At 44.9% G+C, this 19,222-nt stretch carries 15 protein-coding genes; 11 read left to right on the forward strand and 4 right to left on the reverse strand.

What is annotated here, in order from left to right; translation table 11 throughout:
- Positions 1-22 precede the first annotated feature (22 nt).
- From MHB85_RS15065 to MHB85_RS15085, 5 genes are all read left to right on the forward strand, one after another.
- Positions 23-1,684 carry an ABC transporter substrate-binding protein gene (locus MHB85_RS15065; RefSeq protein WP_341073167.1) on the forward strand — a complete coding sequence of 554 codons (1,662 nt, stop codon included), beginning with the start codon at positions 23-25 and terminating at the stop codon, positions 1,682-1,684.
- Positions 1,685-1,726: 42 nt separating this feature from the next.
- Positions 1,727-3,403 carry an ABC transporter substrate-binding protein gene (locus tag MHB85_RS15070; protein WP_105598740.1) on the forward strand — a complete coding sequence of 559 codons (1,677 nt, stop codon included), beginning with the start codon at positions 1,727-1,729 and terminating at the stop codon, positions 3,401-3,403.
- Between the two features lie 136 nt (positions 3,404-3,539).
- Complete coding sequence (locus MHB85_RS15075) at positions 3,540-4,481, forward strand: ABC transporter permease (protein WP_197997708.1); 942 nt, start codon at positions 3,540-3,542, stop codon at positions 4,479-4,481.
- A 15-nt stretch (positions 4,482-4,496) separates the two neighbouring features.
- Positions 4,497-5,417 carry a carbohydrate ABC transporter permease gene (locus MHB85_RS15080; RefSeq protein ID WP_105598741.1) on the forward strand — a complete coding sequence of 307 codons (921 nt, stop codon included), beginning with the start codon at positions 4,497-4,499 and terminating at the stop codon, positions 5,415-5,417.
- A gap of 98 nt (positions 5,418-5,515) precedes the next feature.
- On the forward strand, positions 5,516-7,777 hold the full coding sequence (locus tag MHB85_RS15085) for a glycoside hydrolase family 3 N-terminal domain-containing protein (protein WP_105598742.1): 2,262 nt from the start codon (positions 5,516-5,518) through the stop codon (positions 7,775-7,777).
- A 100-nt stretch (positions 7,778-7,877) separates the two neighbouring features.
- Here MHB85_RS15085 and MHB85_RS15090 read toward each other — a convergent pair whose 3' ends face one another.
- Together MHB85_RS15090 and MHB85_RS15095 are read right to left on the reverse strand one after the other, a co-directional pair.
- Positions 7,878-8,522 carry a TetR/AcrR family transcriptional regulator gene (locus MHB85_RS15090; RefSeq protein ID WP_105598743.1) on the reverse strand — a complete coding sequence of 215 codons (645 nt, stop codon included), beginning with the start codon at positions 8,520-8,522 and terminating at the stop codon, positions 7,878-7,880.
- A complete protein-coding gene (locus MHB85_RS15095; RefSeq protein WP_192131595.1) occupies positions 8,515-9,717 on the reverse strand; it encodes an MFS transporter in 1,203 nt (400 codons plus the stop codon). The genes MHB85_RS15090 and MHB85_RS15095 overlap by 8 nt, the downstream gene beginning before the upstream one ends.
- A gap of 194 nt (positions 9,718-9,911) precedes the next feature.
- On the opposite strand from MHB85_RS15095, the gene MHB85_RS15100 reads away from it, so the two are divergent.
- The 5 genes from MHB85_RS15100 to MHB85_RS15120 all read left to right on the forward strand — a co-directional run bounded on the left by MHB85_RS15100 (position 9,912) and on the right by MHB85_RS15120 (position 15,808).
- Positions 9,912-11,891 (forward strand): glycoside hydrolase family 2 protein, encoded by a 1,980-nt coding sequence (locus tag MHB85_RS15100; protein WP_192131593.1) that lies wholly within the window; start codon positions 9,912-9,914, stop codon positions 11,889-11,891.
- Between the two features lie 20 nt (positions 11,892-11,911).
- Positions 11,912-12,331, forward strand: a complete 420-nt coding sequence (locus tag MHB85_RS15105) for a DUF3237 family protein (protein ID WP_192131591.1) — start codon at positions 11,912-11,914, stop codon at positions 12,329-12,331.
- A gap of 241 nt (positions 12,332-12,572) precedes the next feature.
- Positions 12,573-14,153 (forward strand): histidine-type phosphatase, encoded by a 1,581-nt coding sequence (locus MHB85_RS15110; RefSeq protein ID WP_341073168.1) that lies wholly within the window; start codon positions 12,573-12,575, stop codon positions 14,151-14,153.
- Positions 14,154-14,345: 192 nt separating this feature from the next.
- Positions 14,346-14,840, forward strand: a complete 495-nt coding sequence (locus MHB85_RS15115; RefSeq protein ID WP_192131587.1) for an RNA polymerase sigma factor — start codon at positions 14,346-14,348, stop codon at positions 14,838-14,840.
- Complete coding sequence (locus MHB85_RS15120; RefSeq protein WP_341073169.1) at positions 14,837-15,808, forward strand: hypothetical protein; 972 nt, start codon at positions 14,837-14,839, stop codon at positions 15,806-15,808. The genes MHB85_RS15115 and MHB85_RS15120 overlap by 4 nt, the downstream gene beginning before the upstream one ends.
- An 89-nt stretch (positions 15,809-15,897) precedes the next feature.
- Here MHB85_RS15120 and MHB85_RS15125 read toward each other — a convergent pair whose 3' ends face one another.
- A complete protein-coding gene (locus MHB85_RS15125) occupies positions 15,898-16,464 on the reverse strand; it encodes a GNAT family N-acetyltransferase (protein WP_341073171.1) in 567 nt (188 codons plus the stop codon).
- Positions 16,465-16,494: 30 nt separating this feature from the next.
- Positions 16,495-17,370 (reverse strand): LysR family transcriptional regulator, encoded by an 876-nt coding sequence (locus MHB85_RS15130; RefSeq protein ID WP_341074231.1) that lies wholly within the window; start codon positions 17,368-17,370, stop codon positions 16,495-16,497.
- A gap of 109 nt (positions 17,371-17,479) precedes the next feature.
- Here MHB85_RS15130 and MHB85_RS15135 point away from each other — a divergent pair, with 109 nt between their 5' ends.
- Positions 17,480-18,874 (forward strand): MFS transporter, encoded by a 1,395-nt coding sequence (locus MHB85_RS15135; RefSeq protein ID WP_341073172.1) that lies wholly within the window; start codon positions 17,480-17,482, stop codon positions 18,872-18,874.
- Positions 18,875-19,222: the final 348 nt, after the last annotated feature.

A 19,222-nucleotide genomic window follows, 5' to 3' on the forward strand; every position in this document is an offset into this window, starting at 1 on the left:
ACTTTAAGGGGGCATTTGCTACATGTTTAGAAAAAGAAACATTATAACAGGTCTGGCCATTTTACTGGCTGTAACCCTGGCAGGTTGTAATAAAGCCAGCCCGGAAGCCTCTTATCCTGACAGTAATGACAACACCCCGGTCACCTTTAAATATTTCACGTTTGGCGGTGGCAAGAAGGACATTCTGGCAAGCAGCACGACCATTGGCAAGAAGTTACAGGAACAAACAGGCGTTGACTGGAAAATGGAATATCTGGTCGGCGACGGTGCAACCAAGGCAGGTGTATTGATTGCGAGTGGGGATTACCCCGACATCATCGACTCCAGTGGTGAAATGGCCAAATTGATGGATGCAGGATCTTTTATCCCGCTGGATGAACTGATCGATCAATACGGGCCTAACATCAAGCGAGTATACGGGCCTTATATGGACAAATTCAGACAGGAGGATGGAAAGATATATTTCTTGCCATACACTGCCAACATCGGTTATGTGTCAGAGCCTAATTTTCAGACCGGCTTTTATATTCAGCGTGCTGTGTTAAAAGAGTTCAACTATCCCAAGATCAAAACGCTGGACGAATATTTTGACTTGATTGAGCAATACAAGCAAAAGCATCCGCAGATCGATGGAAAAGAAACCATCGGCTTCGCCACACTTGCGGGTGAGTCGGGCAGCTTCTTCACCCTGCTAAATCCGGCCATGCATCTGGCAGGTTATCCAAACGATGGCAGTGTGATGGTGGATATGCAGAGCCATGAAGCCAAACTGGTAGCCGGATCTGATTATCAGAAACAATGGATTCAGAAGCTGAGCGAGGTTAACGCACAGGGGATGTTTGATCCCGAATCCTTCACAATGAACCAGGATCAGTATCTCGCCAAGTTGACATCCGGTCGGGTGCTGGGATATTTCAGTTACTCCTGGCAGGTTGGAGACGCAACGAACAACCTCAAGAAGGCTGGTATTGACGACAAACGTTACGTATCACTACCGATCGTATTTGATGACAGTGTCAAAGACCAGTATGTGGACCCGCCAGGTTTTGTGAACAACTACGGTGTCGGAATTACCGTAAATGCCAAAGATCCTGTGCGAATTATTAAATATTTTGATAATTTGCTCAGGGAAGAAAACCAGATTCTGGTTCAATGGGGTATCGAGGACGAGACGTATAGTGTGAATGATGAGGGTCGCTTTTACTTTGAAAATGATGACCAACGCAAGGCACATGAAGATCCGGAATTAAGTCGTAAGTTCGGCTTTGACTATTTTAATTACAGCTGGCCTCGTTACGGCAATAACTCCGTACTGGAGGATGGCAACGCCTATGGACCAGGCAATCAACCAGAAGTGGCTACCTATAGTTACACGGACGGTGACAAGCTGTTGTTAGAGAAATATGCTGTGGAGACATTCACAGAACTATTCAGCACACCGGATGAGCGTCCTTGGTCTCCTGCTTGGTCCATTGCATTGGAGCAGGGCTCTCCTGAACAGATTTTCATCACCAAGGCAGAAGATCTCCAGAAGAAATATTTACCCAAAATGATTATGGATTCACCTTCCACTTTCGAGAACACATGGAATGAATATATGAGTCAATTGAATCAACTCGACAAGAAAACATACGAAGCTACGATAACACAGGCAGTGAAGGATCGTGTAGCTGGAAAATGGTGAGTGTAATCGATAAGAGAAAACACGGAACGGGGGAATATTCACATGTTAAAACCAAAATTTAGAACAGCAGGTTTAGCTGTATTACTGACAGTTTTGCTGGCTGGGTGCAGTCAAAACAACTCGTCATCATCACCTTCAGCCACAGGTGATGATGAGAACAGTCCAGTCACGTTCTCGTATTACATGTTCTCTCCAGGCAAGAAGGATGCTCTGGCAAGCGAAACAACAATCGGTAAAGCGTTGCAAGAGCAGACAGGTGTGGACTGGAAGATGGAATATCTGGTAGGTGATAGTGCTACAAAAGCCGGTGTCATGATTGCGAGTGGAGACTATCCTGATGTCATTAGCTCCAGTGGTGAGATGTCCAAGTTACTGGATGCCGGTGCCTATATTCCGCTGGATGATCTGATTGAGGAATACGGACCTAATATCAAAAGGGTGTATGGACCATATTTCGATAAAATGAAAAATGCCGAAGACGGAAAAATCTATGCACTGCCTTATACGGCTAATCAGGGTGAGTATTCAGGTAGTCCAAATGTGGGCGGAGGAGCTTTCTGGATTCAACGATCTGTGCTCAAAGAGTTTGATTATCCCAAGATCACTACACTGGATGAATATTTTGATCTGATTCAGGATTACAAGGAAAAACATCCAACTGTCGACGGTGCAGAGACAATCGGATTTGTGTCACTTGCGGGTGTGGCTAATAACTTCTTCACACTGCAAAATCCAGCCATGCATCTTGCCGGTTATCCGAACGATGGCAGTGTCATGGTAGACATGACTACCCATGAGGCAAAAGTCGTCGCGGGAACAGATGCTCAGAAAAAATGGATTCAGAAGTTAAATGAAATCAATGCTCAAGGGATGCTGGATCCCGAATCCTTTACGATGAACAAAGACCAGTATTTGGCCAAACTGACTTCGGGTCGTGTGTTAGGATACTTCAATTATGGCTGGCAGATTGGTGACGCTTCGAAAAACCTGCTCTCGGCAGGCATTGATGAGAAACGTTATGCACCACTTCCGATTGTGTTTGATGAAGGAATTAAGGATCAATATGTTGATCCTCCCGGCTTCGTCAACAACTATGCAACAGGTATCTCGGTGAATGCCAAAGACCCTGTTCGTATCATCAAATACTTTGATAATTTGCTGAAGGAAGAGAATCAGGTTCTGGTGCAATGGGGCATCAAGGACGAGACGTACAGTGTGGATGAAAAGGGCCGATTTTATTATGCAAATGAAGATCAACGCAAGGCTCATGATGATCTGGAGCTCAGCCGTAAATTCGGGTTCACCTACTTTGGCACAGACTGGCCGAAATATGGCGGTGAATCTACACTAACCGATGGTAACGCTTATAGCCCTGGCAACCAGCCAGAAGTAGCCGCTGCATCTTACACCGAGGGAGACAAGAAGTTCCTTGATGCCTACGGTATCCAAACCTTTAGTGAATTATTTAACAAACCGGAGGAGCGGCCATGGTTCCCCGCATGGTCCATCGCCCTTGAGCAAGGATCACCTGAACAGATCTTCACCACCAAATCGGATGATCTGCAACGTAAATACTTACCGGAAATGATCTTGGGAGCACCCTCGAATTTTGATAAGCTGTGGGATGCTTACATGGCTGAATTGAACAAATTGGACAAAGCTGGTTATGAAGCGACGATTACCAAAGTTGTGAAGGATCGTGTCGCAGGAAAATGGTAATACGAACACTTTAAAACAAACTGTACATGCAGAGGAGAAGACGAAAGAGCATAAACTCCGGTTTCTCCTCGCATGAATAACAGCAAAGGAAAGGAGCAGGTTCACCGTGGAGAAACCTAATGTCTCCCTTAACTCGATGCCGCCAGCCTCGAATCCGAAGGGAACCAGAGCACATTCGTTCTTCAAACGTCTTGTGCAACAACGAACACTTGCCTGGATGTGTATACCTTTTGTCATCTGGGCTTTTATCTTCAAGTACCTGCCGTTATGGGGATGGACCATGGCTTTTCAGAATTTCAAACCGGCGAGGTCCTTCTCGGATCAGCAGTGGGTAGGCTGGCAGCATTTTAGTACGTTGTTTGAAGACAATACCTTCTACCGGGTGCTGCGCAATACGCTTGTCATGAGTTCCATTAAACTGGTGTTGGGATTTGTGACAGCAATTACACTGGCCCTCTTGTTGAATGAACTGAAAAATGTCATATTTAAACGCTTTGTGCAAACCGTCAGTTATCTGCCTCACTTTATTTCATGGGTTGTTGCCTCCAGCATTGTGTTAACCGTACTGTCACCAGACGGAATTATCAATCTGCTGTTAATGAAGCTTCATCTAATTGACAGTCCCGTACTATGGATGGGGAAAGGTGAATACTTCTGGGGTATTCTGGGGGCAACTGAGGTCTGGAAGGATGTCGGCTGGAACACCATTATCTATCTGGCAGCGATTACGGCAATTGATCCGGCACAATATGAGGCTGCAGAGATTGATGGAGCCAGTCGCTTCAAACGGATGTTATATATCACGCTGCCTGGCTTGAAACCGGTTATTGTGATCTTGTTGATCATGAACATGGGAAGTATTCTGGAATCCGGATTCGAGCCACAATATCTGTTGGGTAACGGGATGAATATGGATTATTCGGAGAATCTGGACATCTTTGTACTGAAATATGGATTAGGGATGGGGAACTTTTCCTTGGGTACAGCAGCCGGCATATTCAAAACTGTGGTCAGCTTCATCTTCCTTTTCTCAGCGAACTATATAGCGAAAAAAATGGGAGAGAGCAGACTATTCTAAAAGGAGGCCTATGCCATGCAAAAAGGAAACACATCCCGCTTGCGGAATAGCAGCACCGGGGATCGAGCGTTTGACACCATTAACATCATCTTCATGGTATGTCTGATGATTGTGACGATTTATCCCTTTGCTAATATGATTGCCGTATCCTTCAACAATGCAAATGATGCCATTCGGGGTGGAATATATCTATGGCCTCGTGTATGGACACTGGACAACTACAAATACATTTTTGGCGAATCCGATATATATCACGCAACTCTGATCTCGGCACTGCGTACGGTCATTGGAACCGTGGTGTCCGTTTTCTGTACAGCCATGCTAGCATATACGGTTAGTCGTCAGGAATTTGTGCTTCGCAAGTTTGTTACGATGTTTTTTGTATTCACCATGTACTTCAGCGGGGGGTTGATCCCCGGTTATCTGCTGATTCGAGACCTTGGATTGATCGGTTCCTTCTGGGTATATATCATTCCGGGTGTAATCGGTGTCTTCAATATGATTGTCATCCGTTCATTTATTGAAGGTCTTCCTGAAGGTATTCTGGAGTCAGCCCGTATTGACGGGGCAGGGGAGTTCACGACATTTATCCGCGTTGTCCTGCCACTAACGATTCCCGCAATGGCAACCGTATCACTCTTTGTAGCTGTGGGACAATGGAATTCCTGGTTCGATGTATTCCTGTACAACTCTTCCAATAAAGAATTAAGCACGTTGCAATATGAGTTGATGAAGATTCTGCAAACTTCGACGACCTCAGCGACTTCATCAGCAAGTGATGCTTATCAGTCTGCCGAGAGCAATGCAACGGCGGTCACACCAACCTCGATTCGAGCGACCATGACCATTATTGCAAGTGTTCCTATTCTGATGGTGTATCCGTTCTTACAGAAATACTTTGTACAGGGCATGACAATTGGTGGAGTGAAGGGGTAGTCATGGCCAGCTTATCATTTCATTGAATTATGTCAACGCAACAAACGATACCGTATTAGCGTCTATTCATCCATAGGATAACAACAGGAGTGAAACAAATGCATGTAAAATGGATGACGATGATTGGTGCTGTTCTCGGCTCTATACTTATAGGGGTGGGATCGGCAGCTGCGGAAGAAACGTTTGTTGATTTAAAGCATTCAAAGTGGGCAGAGGATGGCATCACGTATATGGCGAAACGGGGAACAGTGGCTGGATACGGCCATGGGATTTTCAAGCCTGAGGCACTTGTGACACGGGCACAAGCCGTCACTTTTATGGTGCGGGAGCTTTATCCAGATCAGCTTCAGAGCGCAGTGGGAGGCACAACCTATTCGGATGTTCCAACTACACACCCTTTCCATCGAGAAATCATGATAGCTGCTAAAAATGGACTTGCGAGTGGTTTCCCTAACGGAACCTTCCGTCCGGACGCACCGCTTAGCCGCGCAGAGACTGCGGCCTTCCTTACAAGGGCATATTCACTCGAACAAGGTAAGAATCCCGCAAAATGGACCGATACAGACAAACATTGGGCGGCAGCACCCATTCTTATTATGAGTTCAAACGGCTTGGTCGGTGGTTATTCGGATGCCACTTTCCGTCCAAATCAAGCTGTCACGCGCGCTGAATATGCCGTATTTATGGCGAGAGTGATTCGCTTCGAACGTGAAGCGGCCATTCGGACACAAGATTGGGACAAACTGATATCCTATATGACGGTAAGTGAGCAAGTTGGTCAGATGCTTATGCCCGACATTAGGCAATGGAATGGTAAAGCGACAACGACCGTTAATGAGGGGCTGAAACGCACTATCCATGATCAGGACTTGGGTGGACTCATTCTATTTGACAAAAATATTGCAGACGTGAGGCAGCTTACAACGTTCACACATGATATACAAAGAGAAGCAGGTGACATACCGCTATTTCTTAGCATTGACCAAGAAGGTGGTGTGATTAAGCGAATACCAGGCGGTACGAACCTGCCAGGTCAGATGGCACTGGGTGCAACTGGAGATGCAGCGCTTGCCGAAGCGGCTGGTCAGCTGACAGGGGAGGAGCTGAAGGCACTGGGATTGCAGATCAATTTTGCGCCAGTGCTGGACATCAACAGCAATCCAGATAACCCCATCATCGGTATAAGGTCGTTTGGCTCGGATACGGATTTGGTGACACGGCTTGGTTTGGCAACGATACAGGGCTTGCAGCAATCCGGGGTCATGGCGGCAGTGAAGCATTTTCCTGGGCACGGAGATACCAAGGTAGATTCCCATCTGGGTATGCCGGTACTAACTCATAATCGCGAGCGGCTGGATGCTGTAGAATTAAAGCCATTTCAGGCTGCAATCAAAAATGGTGTAGAGATGATTATGACCGCTCATATTGCTTTTCCTGCCATAGATAACGAACATGTGACTTCGCTCAAAGACGGTGAACGTGTGCCGATTCCTGCCACCTTATCGAAAAAGGTACTGACAGGACTTCTTCGCGGAGAGCTGGGATATGAAGGTCTCATTATTTCCGATGCTTTCACCATGAATGCAATTGCGGAGCATTTTGGGGAAAATCAATCGGTAGAACGCGCCGTTTCCGCAGGTGTTGATATCATCCTAATGCCAAAAGATTCAGCAGCGGCCCATCAAACGCTGGTGAATGCGGTGAACAATGGAACGATCAAGGATGAAACCATACACGCATCTGTGAAACGAATCTTGGAGATGAAAGCGAAATATGGTTTGTTTGAACGCAGCCAGACTCTTGCGCAAAAGCTTACTCAGCTTAACGGTATTATTGGATCGAAGGAGCATCGAGCGGTGGAACAGAAAATCGCAGAGCGAGCGGTCACCGTACTCAGTAGCCGCGAAGGTGTGCTTCCGGATCAGATTCAGCAAGGCGATCGGGTTGTTATTGTCGCAGCCGAGCAGGATCAGGCGAAACAGCTTGAAAAACAACTGTTGCAAGCCGCTAATAACCTGTCGTTAAAGACTGAAATTGCACTTGTTGGACAAGACAAAATGAATGAAACGCTCCAGGCAATTGGCAAAGCCAATTATGTCATTCTTGCTTCTTACCAATTCCGGAATGTAGCCAGCCAGTTCGGATGGAGCGAGTATCAATCCTTGATCAATGCGATGAACCAGAGTAATCAGCGATATACGCTGTTGTCATTGGGTAACCCTTACGAGATGATCTATCTTCAGAACGTGCGTTCAGGGCTTGCAGTGTATGGAAAGCAGGAGCCAAACACGTCTGCCGGGATCAAAGTTTTGCTTGGTCAACTGAAAGCTGGAGGACAGTTGCCCGTACAAACGGATTAAGTCATTCTTAAATGAAGACAAAAAAGACGGATTCCAACATACGGAATCCGTCTTTTTATTTTTAACTAACCATTGGTTTCACCGATCCATCTACCATCCCTCACTCGGGGAGTTCTTCGCTACAAACAAAATGGAGCAGCATCTTCACAAATTGCTCCGTCATTCGCATATCCAATGAATGATCATGAGAAGCACGAATAGTTACCATGCGCTGGAGCATGGCCATCATCGTTGTGAAGATAAACTGAGCCAGATCAAGCGGAGGGGATGGATTCTTAATACTGCCGTCAACAACGCCTTGGGATAAAGCGCCCATCAGGAAATGATTTTCTTTCCCATTCTGGTTGAATAGATCGTATGTTTCTCTTAATTCAGGACTAAAATCATACATCTCATAGTTGATATCAAATAATTGAATAAACCGGATGTAGTCTGGATGATCCTGGGCATAAACAACCCATGCATTCAACATCACCGTGAGTTGTTCTCGCCCGTTCATGTCCTTCATCGATGCACGGCTAACCTCATCCGTTAAATGTTCAATCAGTTGCATCTGAATGGCCAGAAGAAGCTCATCCATAGACTGAAAATGTTTATAAAATGTCACTCTACTAAGTTTAGCTTTCGTGCATACATCCTTAATCTTTACTTGGAGCAATCCATATTTCAAAAAAAGCTCCTTACCTGCTGCAATCAAATCATCACGATGTTTATTTCCCAATTGTTGATGCCAGTTTTCATTCACTTATATACCGTTGTCCTTTCTTCGAACGAAATGCGTTCAAGGTAAGTCCGAGAGAAGCGAGTAGCATAATTGCACCAAAAATATACGGGAAGTTTATGTTTTTGTCAAACAATAGTCCTGCGATCAACGGGCCAATCACCGTTCCGAGACTGGAAAATGTCGTATTCAGACCCGATGCATAACCTTGTCGATCTCCAGCATTTTTGGATATTAACGTGCTGACCGAAGGTCGCAAAAATGAATTAAAGGCAAAGAATAACGCAGAAGCGAACAACAGAAAGACAAGGTTGACCTTAATTAACATTAACAACAAAGCTATGGGTGTGATTATTAAGGAGAGACGGATCAACTTAACTTCACCGATTCGCTGTACGAACCAATCCAAAAGCCAGATTTGTACAATAATACCGATAATCGCACCCAGAGTAATAATGATGGAGATCGTTGCAGCGTTGAATCCGTATTTTTGTTCTGCAAAAAGCGCGAATACGGTCTCATAACTCATGAGGCCAAAGGTCATAACGAGCAGTACAATCAAGTATTTGAAATAGGGTACTTTAAATGAACTCCAGATTTTCTTGCCCAAGTGATCTCCGTTTTGAAGACGGATGGAGACCGTTCTTTTCTCGGGGGGAAGTGTCTCAGGCAATAGCAGCGTCATTAGGGCAGCAATCATTCCCAGACCCGCTGCGAAGAAATAGGGCATGCGAATGTCCATCTCGGCGATGATACCGCCCAGACCAGGTCCCAGAACCATCCCCAAGTTCATAGCTGCGCCGAAATAGCCCATGCCTTTTGCACGTGTCTCTGGTGTTGTAATATCAGCGACATATGCGAGGTTGGCAGGAACCATTAAACCAAGACTGATTCCACCGATAAACCGTGCGACATAGAGGAACGGCAATGACGTTGACAGCGCAAATATGATATCTGAAACAACAGACAGAAACATACCAGCCATGATCAACCTTTTGCGTCCAAATCGATCAGACAGTTGTCCCCCGAGAGGTGAAAAGAAGAATTGAGCAGCACCGAAGGCTGCAACTAAAAATCCTGCTACTGTGCCTCCCGCATGAAAAAGCTTCAAATACTCCGGCAATATGGGGATGAGCATCCCTTGCCCCAATAAAGCGATAAACAGATTTAACATCAGAATGAACAGTGGAAAGCGAACTGATTTTGGTAATGTACTCATGTACGTCATTAACCCCTTCATTTACAACTTGTTAACCTTTACATTGTGTAAACCATTTTAAATGATTTGAAGGAAATATGTAAATCTTTTTTTGTCACCAGATTGTCCATGACATTCAGCGGATGTTGAATGGCCGTACAGAGAAGTCTTCTATATCATATTAAAAAAACAGCATGAGAAAGAGAGGAATCAGAATGAGTGCTAGAACAGTAGTTTCATTGGAAGAATCATGGTTGTTTCAGGCAGATACCGAGAATCAGGGCATGGAACTACAATGGTATGAACAAGGTCCACCCTCGGGCGAAATGGTTAAGATTCCCCACACGTGGAACGTGCAAAACGGGTTGGAGGAGTTCCGTGGAACGGGATGGTACAGTCATGATTTTTACGCTCCTTTGGAATGGAAAGGGAAATTACTGCGTTTACAGTTTGATGCAGTTTATCGAGATGCAGTGGTTTGGGTAAACGGAAAACGTGCAGGAGAACATACTCAATCAGGTTACACTCCATTTATTATAGAGATCTCCGACACAGTCACCTTTGATGCAATCAACCGAATTGTGGTATCCGTGAATAATGAAAATAGCCAGACGGCTCTTCCCATGGGCAATAGCTTTGATTGGGCAGACGACGGAGGAATCATTCGTGGTGTATCGTTAGTGGTTAGCGGTCGAACCGCAATAGACTATTCCAAACTTCAAGCTGTCCCTTACTTCACGGACGTTACGGATGGAACTCGCGCTCCATACGGCATGTTATCTGGTGAGATTCGTTTGTGGGAGCGCGTACAAGAGTCTGAGTGTAGATCTGTCCAATTGAAGGTGATGATTGCGTCTGAAGGAGACTTGTTGACTTCGAATGAATGGGAACTGTCCGGCGATAAAAAGGTCCTAAGCTTTAGGGACATCAAGGTGGAGCACCTTAAGTTGTGGCATTTTGATCATCCCCATCTATACAATGTAACCATTGCTTTATACTCGGATGGTGTCCTTACAGATGAGGTATGCACAGCAGTAGGATTTAGAGAGATTCGCACAGAAGGTAATACATTGTTACTTAACCGTGAGCCGGTTCGTCTCATGGGGGTAGAATGGATGCCAGGATCGAACCCTATGAGTGGCATGGCGGAATCGGTAGCGCAGTTGGAAGAGATGCTTCATCATATAAAACACGCGAATTGTGTAATTACCCGTTTTCACTGGCAGCAGGACAGCAAGTTGCTTGAATGGTGTGACCGTAACGGCTTACTGGTGCAAGAGGAGATTCCACATTGGCAGACACCACAAGATCCGAATAATGAGTGGTTGAATATTTCAATGAAGCATGCCCAAGAAATGGTTCATCGTCACTATAATCATCCTTGTATCTATGCATGGGGGATCGGCAACGAGGTGAACGGACAATCCACTGTTACGGTTCGGTATTTTGAGGAACTCCAATCTCTGGTGCACGGACTGGATGACACGAGATTCATTAACTATGTGTCTAACACAGTGCATGAGAATCCCGCCCAAGATGCCACGGGTGTAGGTGACATGGTCATGTGGAACGATTATATCGGGACATGGCACGGGGAGTTGGACAGGCCGGAGGTTATCCAAAATATGACTAGGGGTTTACCAAATAAACCTCTCGTGGTAGCTGAATATGGACTATGTGAGCCTGCTTTTGAGGGCGGGGATGAACGTCGTACACAAATCTTGGTGGAAAACACAAGGGAATACCGGAAGCATCCTGCCATTGCAGCGCTCATATACTTCAGCCTAAACGATTATCGAACGCAAATGGGGGAAGAAGGCGAGGGAAGGCTCCGCCAACGGGTTCATGGTTCCATGAGTTTAGATGGCACGCCAAAGCCTTCTTACGAAGCTTTACGCCAATTAGCTTCACCAATTAACCTTAATGTGGAGTTGGAAAAGGAGAAGGCCCAAGTCGTAGTTATCGTGGAGAACCGGAATGACATTCCATGTTATCGGATATCTGGGTATATACTTAAACTGGTTGATCAACTCGGTGATTGTATTACTGAACACATCCCGGATTTATCACCTGGGGAGAAGCATGTATTTTACTTTACCGACATTCCTGAGAATCGATGGAACAAACTTGTTTTAGATATCATCAGACCCACCGGATTTTCGGTGAGTAGCGATTCGCTGATGTCATACACGTAAATAACTGGAGGTGGGAACACGTGAAATTAGAGGAATTGTTTACGGTGCATGTGAACATCGAAGAATCATTTGATTTGCAGAATAGCGAAGATGATTCGGTTGTTATGATTACTTTTACAGGCAGCGTAACCGGAAAGTACTTTGAGGGAATGGTGCTAGGTGGAGGAGTGGATACCCAGATCATCGGGAAGAATGGTGACCCGCATACGCTATCGGCAAGATACATGCTCCAAGGGACCGACAACACAGGTCATTCCTGCAAAATTTATATCGAAAATAACGGAAATATTGATAAAACGCTGAAAACTGCTTTATTTCGCACTTCTCCCAAAATGATTACGGATAGCAAGGCTTTATCTTTTTTGAACAGTGAAACGTTGATTGGAGAAGGTCATCCGACGGAGTCAGGGATAGATATAAAAATATACAGGGCGCCATGATAATGCGAGACATGTGATAACTATTTTATTCATGTTTCTTGGAGCAAGATAGCCTGTTATGCTGATTGAGAGTCGCTAAATAAGCGGCTCTTTTTGTCGTATGAGATTTTACGTCAATATTTATATGTATTCTTTTACAATTAATTAACATAGGATGGATACTGCGCAGACACTTCTCACCTATAGTATGATGAGCGAAAATAAACCAATATCAGGCGGAATAAGGAGAAAACTATTCATTATGATGATCAAAAAAATCGGGATTTCAGTAGCATCACTCGCCATCTTAACGTCTGTAAGTGTGTTTGACGTATATGGCGCAGGCTCCAAACGCATGATCGAAGTGTCCGAACAATCAGCTAATGTGGTTGTGAACGGACAAAGGGTGGAAGGGGAATCATTTCTCTACAATGGGGTCACTTATGTACCTGCAAGAGCGATTGGTGAAGCCTTGGGGCAAGAGGTAGACTGGGATAACAACACCCAATCGGTGTTTGTTGGACAAAAAATGAACGATCAGCAGGGATACCGGGGTACCAAAACACCATATCCTTTTAAGGAAACAAGTTATACAAAAGCTCCTATTGGATATGAACCCATATTTATCAACTACATAGGGAGACATGGTTCCAGGCATCTATCCAGTTCCAAGTACGACAAGACGTTATTTGAACTGCTAGACATCGCTGAAAAGGACGGGCAGATCACTAATCTGGGCAAAGAGCTGAAGAAGGAAATTGGCAATCTGATGAAGGTTGAAAAAGATCATTATGGCTTGTTATCCACTACGGGTGGAGAAGAACTGAAAGGAATAGGGGCCAGAGTTGGGCAGAATTTCAAAGAACTTTTTACATCGGATAAAAAAGTGATAGCACAAGCAACCTTCAAAGATCGAACGCCGCAGAGCAGAGATCAGTTTATTGACGGATTAGAGGAAAGCTTGGGAGATAACAAGGTGGAAATTCTGGCTTCAGCCTTTGAAGAAGGGAAAGATCCCTATCTACGGCCCTACGACCTAGCGACAAAGTATAATGAGTACGTTGAAGATGGAGAATGGGTTAAGTTATACGAGGATTATGTCACTCAGAGCACTGGAACGCGTTATGCAAAAGAGGTCCTTTTGCAATTTTTCTCTAAAGACTTTTATCAGAGATTGAATTCTGGAGAGTTTGAATTGAAGGATGAGAAAGGAAAAGTGAAGCTCAGCAACCCAACCGAGGCTGCTTCTAATTTATACGAACTGTACATCATTTCTTCGAATATAAAAGGAGAAGGTGACTTCGAATTCGGGCGGTATTTCACGGCTAATCAGTTGAAATGGTACGAGAGTATTGACAATATCAATGATTTCTATGAAAAAGGTCCATCTTTAACGTCAACGGATCTGCCGCAGAATATCATTGCACCTCTGGTCAAAGAGTTGATCGTGTCTACCGACCAGTCCATTCAGCAGAAAGACACGGCTAGTATATTTCGTTTTGCTCACGCAGAAACCATCATTCCACTATCTTCATTCCTGGATATCGCTGGAGCTAATGTGAGTATCGACCAACCGCAGGACGTGACCCAAAACTGGAATGGCTCAGTCATCTCACCGATGGGGGCAAACATCCAATGGATCTTGTACTCCAATGGCAAGGATGTTCTCGTAAAGATGCTTAGAAATGAGGAAGAAATCGCGTTTCCTATTGAAACAAAGACCTATCCGTACTATAAATGGGATGATGTGAAGACATATTACCAAAACAAACTGCAGAAGGTAGGCGTGGAACTGGACAGCAGCTTGGAAGATAATATTGAGCTTTTACAGAAGAAGTTCTAGTCGGGGAAACGATATACGACTATAACAAGATAAAGACGAAGACGAAAAAGATGAAGAAAGCGACTCCCTCCATGGAGCTGCTTTCTTTTTTTGCATGTTAACTAAAAATGGAACAATAAAAAAATCCAAAACAAAATGTGACCAAATGCCGTCCTTAGGAGTGTTAGAGGTATAAAGGAGGGCATAACAACCATGCAGCGATCAGTGCCCCAGCTGGGCGATCATGTGATGAAAGTCTACGAGACATACGCGGATACGCTGTTCCGGATTGCCATGGTGCACCTCGGCAGACGGGAAGATGCGGAGGAAGCCACTCAGGATACCTTCATCAAACTAATAGAAAAAGCCCCTACATTCAACGATGCAGAGCATCAAAAAGCATGGTTGATCCGGGTCATCACCAATCATTGCAAATCCTTATTAGGCAGAGGCTGGCGCAAACGGGAGGTCAAGCTGGAGGGTGTCGATGCCCTTACAACGGACAACCCGGAAGATCACGCGCTGATCGAACTCGTGCTGTCACTGCCCCTCAAGTATAGATCGGTGGTCCATCTGTATTATTACGAAGATTATGCAATTCGGGAAATCAGCGAGATTCTGGAGATTAGCGAGTCAGCGGTGAAGATGAGATTAAAACGAGGAAGAGAGCTGTTAAAGCTGGAGCTGGAAGGAGAGGAACTGCAATGAACGAAGAACAATTCAAACAAAACTACAAGAAAGCGGTGGATCATATGAGAACAAACGAGCAAATGAAAAAACGGGTAGAGCAAGCTTTGAACAGGCAACATCAGGGACCAAAACGTCAACGTAAACCATTATACATCGCAGCAAGTGTTGTTATCGCTGCCAGCATTGGCTTGGCTGCACCGAGTGTGTGGCAACAATTCAATGGACCAGGCGCACCAACTCCTCAGGTGGCAGAGGTGACTCCGGGCGCGTCATTTGATCCGGTCGTGATTCCGAAGATGGAGCTGCCTGATTCACAGGGGAAAGGCGCGATGGCGGATATGATGCAACTGGTTGTATATGGAGGGAACATCTATACACAGTCTGCAACATTGCTTGAAGGTGCAAATGCACTCAACCTGCGTGGCGAGAAGCTTGGCACAACAACTGGCGGCATCCATGAGCTGAGTGGTCAGGATAAATACACAGAGCTTGCTTCCAACATTGGCGAAGCAGACATCTATGCGGTGAATGGCTACGATAAGGACTTCCGCATCATGTCTTACACCGAAATCGATGGTCAGGTGTATGCTCAACTATTCGACAAGAACAACGGGATCACCATTGGTACGGGTGCCGACCTGATCGGCAAGTTTCATCTCGAAGGCAACATTACTTCGGCACAATGGGAGACGTTTGATAGCTGGAACAATGGAAAGCAGCAGTTTCAGCCGTTAGCAGCGGATGAATCACTGGAAAGCTTCATCTCTGCGTTATCTGCTGCCAAACCAATTGCAACGAGTCCGGAATTGGAAGAGAATCTCTACGGCAAAGAAGATCGCAAAATCATCTATCTCACGCTGGAAGACAAAACGCAGGTTCCACTGGTTCTGTTCGGTGAAGGTCTGGTGCGTTACGGTAATGTTCCTGCATTTCTCGAAGTTGAAAAAGGCGCGTTTCAATCTTTCTGGAACAGCTTGCGGGAGTAAGGCGAAGGAAGCGATAAGGATGCATGAAGAAGAGCGAACAGGGCACATAAGTGTGCTTTGTCCGCTCTTTTGATTATCGGTGGAGTCGTTTAATTAGAATTTTTGTAATACACCAAATGGTCGGTCCACTCATCATTTTCGTGTATGAAACCTTTACGTACACATTCAAATTCCATACCAACGCTTTCAGCTAACTTTACAGAAGGGGTATTATCTAAATTGATATGTGCTTCTATACGGTGGAATTTCAAATGTTCAAATGCAATATGAAGAGCCTCATTCACAGCTTCTTTGCCATAACCTTTTCGCCAATACTGATTATGGATCGTATATCCGAAGCTTCCCCATTGAAAGTCATCTCTCGCCAAGGTTGCAATATCAATCATACCCAAATGTGTACCATCATGCTTTCTAAACACACCAAATACATAAACCGCATCTGTACGCGCTAACTCCTGGTGTCGATCTACCAGATCATGAAACCAATCCAGCGTACATTCACTCATATCCATTTTCCCTTTATCATGGCGGTATTGGGAGGGATGACGGTTTTCAAATTCATATAACCAATTTTCATAGTCGTCTTTCTGTAATGGTCGGATGACTAGCCGTTCTGTCTCTGAAATATGATCAAATTTTTCTGCTTTTAATATCAAAATGACAACTCCTCTGGATTGAATTTGTGCTCATGGCATAGCACTGAAATAGTCCATAACCACGCTGCGAAACTCTAAAGCGGCTTTGGAAATATACCTGTTTTTGTGCGAAAGCAGAGCGATCTCACGAACGAGTTGGTGTTCCTCTACCTGAAGATATCTAATGCGCTCATGCGGGTTTCTGGCTGTGCTAGGTATAAACGCGAGACCGATCTCCGCTTCAACAAGGGCTGTTAATCTTGCAGGCTCATCACCTTCATATACATATTTCGGTAAGAAACCAGCGGATTGACATACGGAATCTACCATATCACGAACCCCATACCCTTGTTTCACCCCAACAAACCACTCGTCCTTAAGTTCAGTTAACTGAATGCTGCTTCGGTCTGCATATCGATGCCCCATAGGAACAGCGACTACGATCGGATCTTCATATAGTATCTGACATTCGATGTCGTCACCTTGAATCGGAGGGGAGGAGAGACAAAAATCAACCTCGCCCCGATGTAGAAGTCTGGACATGTTCTCTAACGAAACCATTTGTACATGAAACTGAATGTCCGGTTGATTTTTGCGAAATTCTCGTAGTATACCTGGCAAAGTACTTGCCGTAGTCACCGCCAATTGCAGTATCCCCTGATCTTTGTTGGAGAGGTCGCCTATTTCCCGTTGTCCCTGTTCCAATTCAAATAAGGCTTTTTCAGTTCGGCGAAGAAATGTTCTTCCAAAATCGTTTAGTCGCAGCTTTCTCCCGATTCGATCAAATAAGGGGACTCCCAGGTCATCCTCTAATCGTTGTATCGTTTTGCTCAGAGAGGATTGCGTAACATGCAGCTTTCCCGCAGCTTCCGTAACATGTTCGCATCGGGCCACCGTCAGGAAATATTTTAGTTGGAGAAGTTCCATTTGCACCATTCCTTCATTCCTTCTAGTTCATCAAATCATAACATATAATGCGTTGGAATAAATGAATGTTTTCAAGTAAGATGACAGCAGAAGAAGGAGTGATGCACCGATGAACGTTCGAAATAAAGGATTGATGTTAGCTGTTGGACTCGGAATTATGTTGAATCCGTTGAATTCCTCCATGATTTCGGTGGCAATCTCCAGGCTACAACAAGTGTACCAACTTGGTTTTACAGCCGTTTCGTGGATCATTTTATCATTTTACATTGCCAGTGCTGTTGCTCAACCCGTCATGGGCAAGTGTAGTGATTTGTTTGGCCGCAGGAAGATCTTCCTCATGGGTCTTGTTATTGTTTTTGTATCGTCCATGCTAGCTCCGTGGTCTCCCAGTTTTTCGTGGCTCATCGTATTCCGGATCGTTCAATCGATTGGCACAAGCATGATGGTAGCCGTCGGAATGGCGATTGTCAGAATGAACGTGACTGACAAGCAAGCCTCCGCCTTGTCCACCTTGGCGATATTCCTTTCTGGAGCGGCTGCAATTGGACCTTTTATTGGTGGTGTTTTGATTCATTGGTGGGACTGGCACAGCATATTCTTCGTTAATATTCCGTTTGTCTTGGCGAGTTTTTGGTTCGCCTGGAAAACAATCCCGAAGGACGAGCAATCTCCGTCTATCTCTGGTCACATGTCCATTCGGCAATGGCTCGCGTTAATTGACGCACCAGGTATCCTGATGTTTACGGTAGCTTTGGTGACTCTGCTCATCGGTTTACTATCAGTAAATTCCACAGGAAATATTTCAACATGGCATCTGCTGACAGGGGGGATCGGGTTAATCGCACTCGTCATGTTTATCCGACATGAATTAAATGCAGCCACGCCTTTTATCCCTCTGCGAACGTTTGCCTCCTATCCCGGGATGACTTGGGTGAATGTGCAATACATGCTGGTGAACATCCTGTTTTACGCTCTTTTTTTTGGAGTTCCTACGTATTTGAAGCAGGTACGTCATCTCAACGAAGTTCATACAGGAATGAGCATGCTGGCTTTGGGGTTATGTTCAGTCATTATTGCTCCGATCGCAGGGCGCTGGATTGACAGATCGGGATCACGGCCAGCTTTAATCGTATCAGCATTGTTAATGACCATTGGCTCTGTATTCATTACATTCATGAATGAAACTTCTCCAATTTTTGTTGTCATTGTTGCCTTGGCTTTATTTGGCATTAGTAACGGCTTAAACGCGGTCGGCATGCAAGCTGCTCTGTTCAAAAGCACACCCAAAGAAATGATCGGAGTCGCATCAGGTATTTTTAATACATCACGCTACCTGGGGACCATCATATCATCGTTATTGATTGGTATCGTCATGGGAGATACATTTAATGTGACAGGATTTCAGATGCTTGGAATCATCCTTACGGTATTAGCTGCATCACTGATCATCATGAGCGTACGTCGCGAGGCAGGTGCGGTGAGTCCGGAGCAAGTAAGCAAGTAAAATAGAGAATCTGCCGTGCAATAGCACGTTTACACCCAATGAATCAATAGCTCCATTGGGTGTATTTTTTATTTTTCACCAAGTTGTCAGAAAGAGTTGATCCTTTCTTGAACGTTTAGGGTAGAACACGTGTCTTTGATTGAATTAGGTAAAAATAAAGATATAATAATTTTGATTAATAGGCTTGGTTAGTACTTTAAGTGCATCCATATCAGATTTTAATAGGCATCCAATGCTTGTTATTATCGGGGGCAAACAGGAGTAAACGCATTATAGGTGTGGCAAGATATCGTCATACCTAACTTTGTGAAATTTTTCGCAACTCTGCATTGAGCTTGGCCCAAGCTG

The sequence above is a fragment of the Paenibacillus sp. FSL K6-4396 genome, from assembly GCF_038002525.1.
GTDB classification, from domain to species: Bacteria; Bacillota; Bacilli; order Paenibacillales; family Paenibacillaceae; genus Paenibacillus; species Paenibacillus amylolyticus_B.

Coding starts and splice junctions, on each gene's coding strand:
- MHB85_RS15135 (WP_341073172.1), top strand. CDS start 17,480: ATGAACGTTCGAAATAAAGGATTGATGTTAGCTGTTGGACTCGGAATT.
- MHB85_RS15085 (WP_105598742.1), top strand. CDS start 5,516: ATGCATGTAAAATGGATGACGATGATTGGTGCTGTTCTCGGCTCTATA.
- MHB85_RS15120 (WP_341073169.1), top strand. CDS start 14,837: ATGAACGAAGAACAATTCAAACAAAACTACAAGAAAGCGGTGGATCAT.
- MHB85_RS15070 (WP_105598740.1), top strand. CDS start 1,727: ATGTTAAAACCAAAATTTAGAACAGCAGGTTTAGCTGTATTACTGACA.
- MHB85_RS15095 (WP_192131595.1), bottom strand. CDS start 9,717: ATGAGTACATTACCAAAATCAGTTCGCTTTCCACTGTTCATTCTGATG.
- MHB85_RS15110 (WP_341073168.1), top strand. CDS start 12,573: ATGATGATCAAAAAAATCGGGATTTCAGTAGCATCACTCGCCATCTTA.
- MHB85_RS15075 (WP_197997708.1), top strand. CDS start 3,540: ATGCCGCCAGCCTCGAATCCGAAGGGAACCAGAGCACATTCGTTCTTC.
- MHB85_RS15065 (WP_341073167.1), top strand. CDS start 23: ATGTTTAGAAAAAGAAACATTATAACAGGTCTGGCCATTTTACTGGCT.
- MHB85_RS15100 (WP_192131593.1), top strand. CDS start 9,912: ATGAGTGCTAGAACAGTAGTTTCATTGGAAGAATCATGGTTGTTTCAG.
- MHB85_RS15080 (WP_105598741.1), top strand. CDS start 4,497: ATGCAAAAAGGAAACACATCCCGCTTGCGGAATAGCAGCACCGGGGAT.
- MHB85_RS15115 (WP_192131587.1), top strand. CDS start 14,346: ATGCAGCGATCAGTGCCCCAGCTGGGCGATCATGTGATGAAAGTCTAC.
- MHB85_RS15130 (WP_341074231.1), bottom strand. CDS start 17,370: ATGGAACTTCTCCAACTAAAATATTTCCTGACGGTGGCCCGATGCGAA.